This is a genomic window from Streptomyces sp. 13-12-16, assembly GCF_002114215.1.
Lineage (GTDB): Bacteria > Actinomycetota > Actinomycetes > Streptomycetales > Streptomycetaceae > Streptomyces.
Genome location: NZ_NCTE01000658.1, coordinates 1 through 5,952 on the forward strand (window position 1 = coordinate 1; position 5,952 = coordinate 5,952).

Below are 5,952 nucleotides of genomic sequence, written 5' to 3' on the forward strand. Positions count from 1 at the left end.
TGGCTCGGGGGCGCGGGCCGTCCGGTGGCCGCGGGCCGGTCGTGGCCTGTCGCGCCCACGCGGCGGAGCCGCGCATGTGCCTGCCCCGCGCCCCTGGGGCCGGCTCTCACGGACGGAGAAGGACCAGGTGGGGACGGACCGGGACAGGGACGCGGTGAGGGCGGCGACCGAGGGAGAGCCGCGGCTCATGGACCCGGCCGCGTGCTCCTCGCGTGCCGAGGTGGTGCGCCTGCCGGACCCGGAGTTCACCGAGGTGGGCGCCTCGGGCCGACGCCACACGTACGAGGAGATGCTCGCCGAGCTGCACGACCACCCGGGCGGCCCGGTGGACGAACCGTCGGAGATCACCGGCGTCCTCCTCGCACCCGGCCCGGTGCACCTCACGTACGAGACCCGCTTCGACGGCCACCGGGCCCGCCGCAGCTCCCTCCGACGCAAGCACGACGACCGGACGGGCCGGCGCATGTACTACCACCAGGGCACCCCGGTCCCCTGAAGGGGCACGGCCGGTACAGGGGCGCGGGGCCGTGCCGACACGCGGCTCCGCGCGGGCCGGAGCCCCCAGGGACGGGAGGGGCGGCGGGGGCGAGGAACCCCCACGCCCGCCCGCGTCAGCGCTCCAGCAGCATCCGCTGCAACTCCCGCGCGGCCCGAGGCGGAGCCACATCGCTGCGGTGGGCCAGGGCGATGGTCCGGTACAGCCCCGGCCGGGCCAGCGGAGTCACCCGCAGCCCGTGCCCCGAGCGCGCGGCCACCATCCGCGGCACCACCGCCACCCCCAGCCCCGCCCGTACGAAGCCCAGCACCGCGTCCATCTCGCCGCCCTCCACCGCGAATCCGGGCTCGAAGCCCTCCGCACGGCACGCCGCCACGGTCAGCTCGCGCAGGTCGTAGCCGTGCCGGAACATCACCAGGCGTTCGCCCTCCAGGTCGGCGATGCGCACGGTGCGCCGGCCCCGTCCCGGCCGCGGGACGTCCGGGGAGGAGACGACCACCAGGTCCTCGCGCAGCAGCTCCACCGTGGTGAGCGCGGGGGAGGGCGTCGGCAGCGGCAGGACCACCAGGGCGAGGTCGAGCGCCCCGCGGGCCAGCTCCCGCACCAGATCGTGGGAGCCGCCCTCCTCGATCAGCAGCCGGACGCCCGGGTAGCGGTCGTGGAAGGCGCGCAGCACGTCCGGCAGCAGCCCGGTGCACAGGCTCGGCGTCGCCCCCAGCCGCACCCGCCCGCTGCGCAGCTGCGCCACCTCCTGCACCTCGTGCCGGGCGGTGTCCGCGTCGGCGAGGATCCGCCGGGCCAGCGGCAGCAGCGCCTCGCCCGCGTCGGTCAGCGTGATGTTCCCGCGCGCCCGCCGGAACAGATCCGCCCCCAGCTCCCGCTCCAGCGCCTTGATCTGCTGCGACAGCGACGGCTGCGCCACGTGGACCAGCTCCGCGGCCCGGGTGAAGTGCCGGGTCTCGGCGACGGCCACGAAGTACTGGAGCTGCTGGAACTGCATGACCCCATCATAGCCTCTGGCTATCGAAACGAGCCGCACCATGTCTTGGACCGATGGGGTCCTCCGGCCCTAGCGTCTGGTGGCATGGCTCTGGCAACGCGGACGGACCGACGGCAGTCCATGGCACGCACCGTGTGGGACTCGACCGTCGGCAAGAAGACAGTGATGGCGGTCAGCGGCATCGTCATGCTGCTCTACCTGGTCGCCCACATGATCGGAAACCTGAAGATCTTCTTCGGGGCGGGCGAGTTCAACCACTACGCCCACTGGCTGCGCACCGTCGGCGAACCGTTCATGCACTACGAGTGGACGCTGTGGATCGTCCGCGTCGTCCTCGTCGTCGCCGTGCTCGCCCACGCCGTCTCCGCCTACCAGCTCAGCCGCCGCGACATCAAGGCGCGCCCCAGCAAGTACGTGCACAAGAAGGCGCGGGCGAGCTACGCCACGCGCACCATGCGCTGGGGCGGCGTCATCCTCGCCCTGTTCATCGTCTGGCACCTCCTCGACCTGACCACCGGAACCGTGCACTCCGGCGGCTTCGAGAGCGGCAAGCCCTACCAGAACGTCGTGGACACCTTCTCCACCTGGTACGGCAACGTCATCTACATCGTCGCGATGCTCGCCGTCGGCCTGCACATCCGGCACGGCTTCTGGAGCGCCGCCCAGACCCTCGGCGTCGGCAGCCGCACCCGCGACCGCGCCCTCAAGACCACCGCCAATGCCCTCGCGCTGCTGCTCACGGCCGGCTTCCTCGCCGTACCCGTGGGCGTCATGACCGGAGTGGTGAGCTGACCATGACTTCCTACACCGAGTACGCGACCGGCGAGCCGGTCACCGACACCAAGGCCCCCGCGGGACCGGTCCACGAGCGCTGGGACAAGCGCCGCTTCGAGGCCAGGCTGGTCAACCCCGCCAACCGGCGCGGCAAGACCGTCATCGTCGTCGGCACCGGTCTCGCGGGCGGCTCCGCCGGTGCCACCCTCGCCGAACAGGGCTACCGCGTCGTCCAGTTCTGCTACCAGGACTCCCCGCGCCGCGCCCACTCCATCGCCGCGCAGGGCGGCATCAACGCGGCGAAGAACTACCGCAACGACGGCGACTCGGTGCACCGCCTGTTCTACGACACCGTCAAGGGCGGCGACTTCCGCTCCCGCGAGTCCAACGTGCACCGCCTCGCGCAGATCTCCGTGGAGATCATCGACCAGTGCGTGGCCCAGGGCGTGCCCTTCGCCCGCGAGTACGGCGGACTGCTCGACACCCGTTCCTTCGGCGGCGTCCAGGTCTCCCGCACCTTCTACGCCCGCGGCCAGACGGGCCAGCAACTGCTCCTCGGCGCCTATCAGGCGCTCAGCAGGCAGATCGCCGCCGGCAACGTCGAGATGCACCCGCGCACCGAGATGCTCGACCTGATCGTCGTCGACGGCCGGGCCCGCGGCATCGTCGCCCGGGACCTGATCACCGGGAAGATCGACACGTACTTCGCGGACGCCGTCGTCCTGGCGAGCGGCGGCTACGGCAACGTCTTCTACCTGTCGACGAACGCCATGAACTCCAACGCCACCGCGATCTGGCGGGCGCACCGGCGCGGCGCGTACTTCGCCAACCCCTGCTTCACCCAGATCCACCCCACCTGCATCCCGCGCACCGGCGACCACCAGTCCAAGCTGACGCTGATGAGCGAGTCGCTGCGCAACGACGGCCGGATCTGGGTGCCCAAGGCCAAGGGCGACACCCGCCCGGCCCACCAGATCCCCGAGGACGAGCGCGACTACTACCTGGAGCGCATCTACCCCTCCTTCGGCAACCTCGTCCCCCGCGACATCGCCTCCCGCGCCGCGAAGAACGTCTGCGACGAGGGCAGGGGAGTGGGTCCCGGCGGCCAGGGCGTCTACCTCGACTTCGCCGACGCCATCAAGCGGATGGGCCGCAAGGCCGTCGAGGCCAAGTACGGCAACCTCTTCGACATGTACCAGCGGATCACCGACGAGGATCCGTACAAGGTGCCCATGCGGATCTACCCCGCCGTGCACTACACGATGGGCGGCCTGTGGGTCGACTACGACCTCCAGACCACCGTCCCCGGCCTGTTCGCGATCGGCGAGGCCAACTTCTCCGACCACGGTGCCAACCGGCTCGGCGCCTCCGCGCTGATGCAGGGCCTGGCCGACGGTTACTTCGTCCTCCCGGCGACCGTCAACGACTACCTGGCCCGCAACCCGCACCAGGGGGAGGTCACCGACGAACACCCGGTGGTGCAGGAGGTGCTGGCCGAGACCGAGGACCGGCTCAACCTGCTGCTGTCCGTCGACGGCGACCGCACCCCCGACTCCTTCCACCGCGAGGTCGGCGAACTCATGTGGGAGCTCTGCGGGATGGCCCGCACCGAATCCGGGCTGCGCAAGGCGCTGGAGCGGATCCCGCAGATCCGCGAGGAGTTCTGGCGGCGCATCAAGGTCCCCGGCACCGGCGAGGAGTTCAACCAGTCGCTGGAGAAGGCCAACCGCGTCGTCGACTACCTGGAGCTCGCCGAGCTGATGTGCCTCGACGCGCTGCACCGCTCCGAGTCCTGCGGCGGCCACTTCCGCGAGGAGTCGCAGACCCCCGACGGCGAGGCCGCGCGCAGGGACGACGAGTTCTCCTACGCCGCCGCCTGGGAGTTCACCGGCACCGGCGAGGCCCCGGTCCTGCACAAGGAAGACCTGGTCTTCGAGTACGTCCACCCCACCCAGCGGAGCTACGCATGAAGCTCAACCTGCGCGTCTGGCGGCAGAAGAACGCCGACGCCGACGGCGCCATGTCCACGTACGAGGTGGACGGCATCTCACCCGACATGTCCTTCCTGGAGATGCTCGACACCCTCAACGAGGAACTCATCCTCAAGGGCGAGGACCCGGTCGCCTTCGACCACGACTGCCGCGAGGGCATCTGCGGCGCCTGCTCGCTCGTCATCAACGGCGACGCCCACGGGCCCGAGCGCACCACCACCTGCCAGCTGCACATGCGGTCCTTCGAGGACGGCGACACCATCGACGTCGAGCCGTGGCGGGCGTCCGCCTTCCCGGTCGTGAAGGACCTGGTGGTCGACCGGTCAGCCTTCGACCGGATCATCCAGGCCGGCGGCTACATCACGGCGCCGACGGGTTCCGCGCCGGAGGCCCATGCGACGGCGGTGCCGAAGCCGGACGCGGACCTCGCCTTCGAGCACGCGGAGTGCATCGGTTGCGGGGCGTGTGTCGCGGCGTGCCCCAACGGGGCGGCGATGCTGTTCACCTCCGCGAAGGTCAATCACCTCAATGTGCTGCCCCAGGGTGCCCCCGAGCGCGAGACCAGGGTGCTGGACATGGTGGCGCAGATGGACGAGGAAGGGTTCGGGGGGTGCACGCTCGCCGGCGAGTGTGCCACCGCGTGCCCGAAGGGCATTCCGCTCACCTCCATCACCGGCATGAACAAGGAGTGGCTGCGGGCCACTCGCAAGGCGGGCAAGCGGTAGTGCCGGGCGGCGGCGGGCCGTCTGCGGCTTGTCGCGCGCCCCGCGCCCCTTTCGGGGCGCTTCGGTGAACGTTCGCTGATCAGTGCGGACGGACGGGGCCGGGAGAGGTGCTCCTTCCGGCCCCGTCTAGCTCTTCGCTCCCGGCATTCGGCATCGTCTCCACATCCGTACTCCCGGCTCCGGTCACGTACACGCCGACCCCGGTCGGGAGAACAGGGGTGTCCCCACCCCCAAGCCCACCGCACCCGCCCGCCGCACCGTCACCCTCGCCCGCGACGAGGAGGACGTGCGCGCCGCCCGGCGGCTGCGGTACGACTGCTCGTCGCCCACCACATCTCCCGGCCGGAGGCGGTGGCGGGACACGAGGGCGGTCACCGAGGGTGAGCACTGTGGAAAATTAAGTACCTTTTGTCCCTTTAATACCGTTTTTGGCAGGCGATCCGGGAGAACCGTGAGGGGCGACCTTCGAAAGGAGGGTGATGGAAGATGATCACCCGCGAAGAGATCTCGATCCTGCTGGATCATCCCGTCTACGACGGGGACGGGAACAAGGTAGGCGACGCGAAGCACGTCTTCCTCGACGACGCCAGCGGACGCCCCGAGTGGGTGACCGTCAAAACGGGCATGTTCGGTTCCAGCGAGTCGTTCATCCCCATCCGTGACGCCGCCCTGGTGAAGGACCACCTCGAGGTCCCTTACCGCAAGGACAAGATCAAGGGCGCGCCCAACGTCGACATCGACGCGGGTGGCCACCTGTCGGTGGAGGAGGAACACCGTCTGTACGACTACTACGGCATCGACTGGGGCTCCGTGCTGACCGAGCCCGGCGAACGCGACCGGTCTCCCGGCACGGGCACGGCCGGTACGGCGGGAGCGGCAGGAACGGCAGGAGCGGCGGGCGCCGCCGGTGCGGCGGGCACGGCCGGACGCCGGGGCGACGCCTCCCGGACGGCACCGGGCGCGGCC

The 5,952-nt window shown here is 70.8% G+C and carries 6 protein-coding genes; 5 read left to right on the forward strand and 1 reads right to left on the reverse strand.

The window, feature by feature from the left end; translation table 11 throughout:
• Positions 1-187: 187 nt before the first annotated feature.
• Positions 188-496 (forward strand): DUF4440 domain-containing protein, encoded by a 309-nt coding sequence (locus B7767_RS25340; protein ID WP_085574226.1) that lies wholly within the window; start codon positions 188-190, stop codon positions 494-496.
• A 115-nt stretch (positions 497-611) separates the two neighbouring features.
• Here B7767_RS25340 and B7767_RS25345 read toward each other — a convergent pair whose 3' ends face one another.
• A complete protein-coding gene (locus tag B7767_RS25345; RefSeq protein WP_085574222.1) occupies positions 612-1,496 on the reverse strand; it encodes a LysR family transcriptional regulator in 885 nt (294 codons plus the stop codon).
• Between the two features lie 120 nt (positions 1,497-1,616).
• Between B7767_RS25345 and B7767_RS25350 the strand changes: the two genes are divergently transcribed.
• From B7767_RS25350 to B7767_RS25365, 4 genes are all read left to right on the forward strand, one after another.
• A complete protein-coding gene (locus tag B7767_RS25350) occupies positions 1,617-2,288 on the forward strand; it encodes a succinate dehydrogenase (RefSeq protein WP_085574223.1) in 672 nt (223 codons plus the stop codon).
• Between the two features lie 2 nt (positions 2,289-2,290).
• Positions 2,291-4,240: a fumarate reductase/succinate dehydrogenase flavoprotein subunit gene (locus tag B7767_RS25355; RefSeq protein ID WP_085574224.1), complete on the forward strand. Its 1,950-nt coding sequence runs from the start codon at positions 2,291-2,293 to the stop codon at positions 4,238-4,240.
• Positions 4,237-4,986: a succinate dehydrogenase/fumarate reductase iron-sulfur subunit gene (locus tag B7767_RS25360; protein ID WP_085574225.1), complete on the forward strand. Its 750-nt coding sequence runs from the start codon at positions 4,237-4,239 to the stop codon at positions 4,984-4,986. Before B7767_RS25355 ends, B7767_RS25360 begins: the two co-directional genes overlap by 4 nt.
• A gap of 486 nt (positions 4,987-5,472) precedes the next feature.
• On the forward strand, positions 5,473-5,952 hold a 480-nt coding region (locus B7767_RS25365; RefSeq protein WP_143652632.1), incomplete at its 3' end, for a PRC-barrel domain-containing protein.

Coding starts and splice junctions, on each gene's coding strand:
- B7767_RS25360 (WP_085574225.1), top strand. CDS start 4,237: ATGAAGCTCAACCTGCGCGTCTGGCGGCAGAAGAACGCCGACGCCGAC.
- B7767_RS25340 (WP_085574226.1), top strand. CDS start 188: ATGGACCCGGCCGCGTGCTCCTCGCGTGCCGAGGTGGTGCGCCTGCCG.
- B7767_RS25345 (WP_085574222.1), bottom strand. CDS start 1,496: ATGCAGTTCCAGCAGCTCCAGTACTTCGTGGCCGTCGCCGAGACCCGG.
- B7767_RS25355 (WP_085574224.1), top strand. CDS start 2,291: ATGACTTCCTACACCGAGTACGCGACCGGCGAGCCGGTCACCGACACC.
- B7767_RS25350 (WP_085574223.1), top strand. CDS start 1,617: ATGGCACGCACCGTGTGGGACTCGACCGTCGGCAAGAAGACAGTGATG.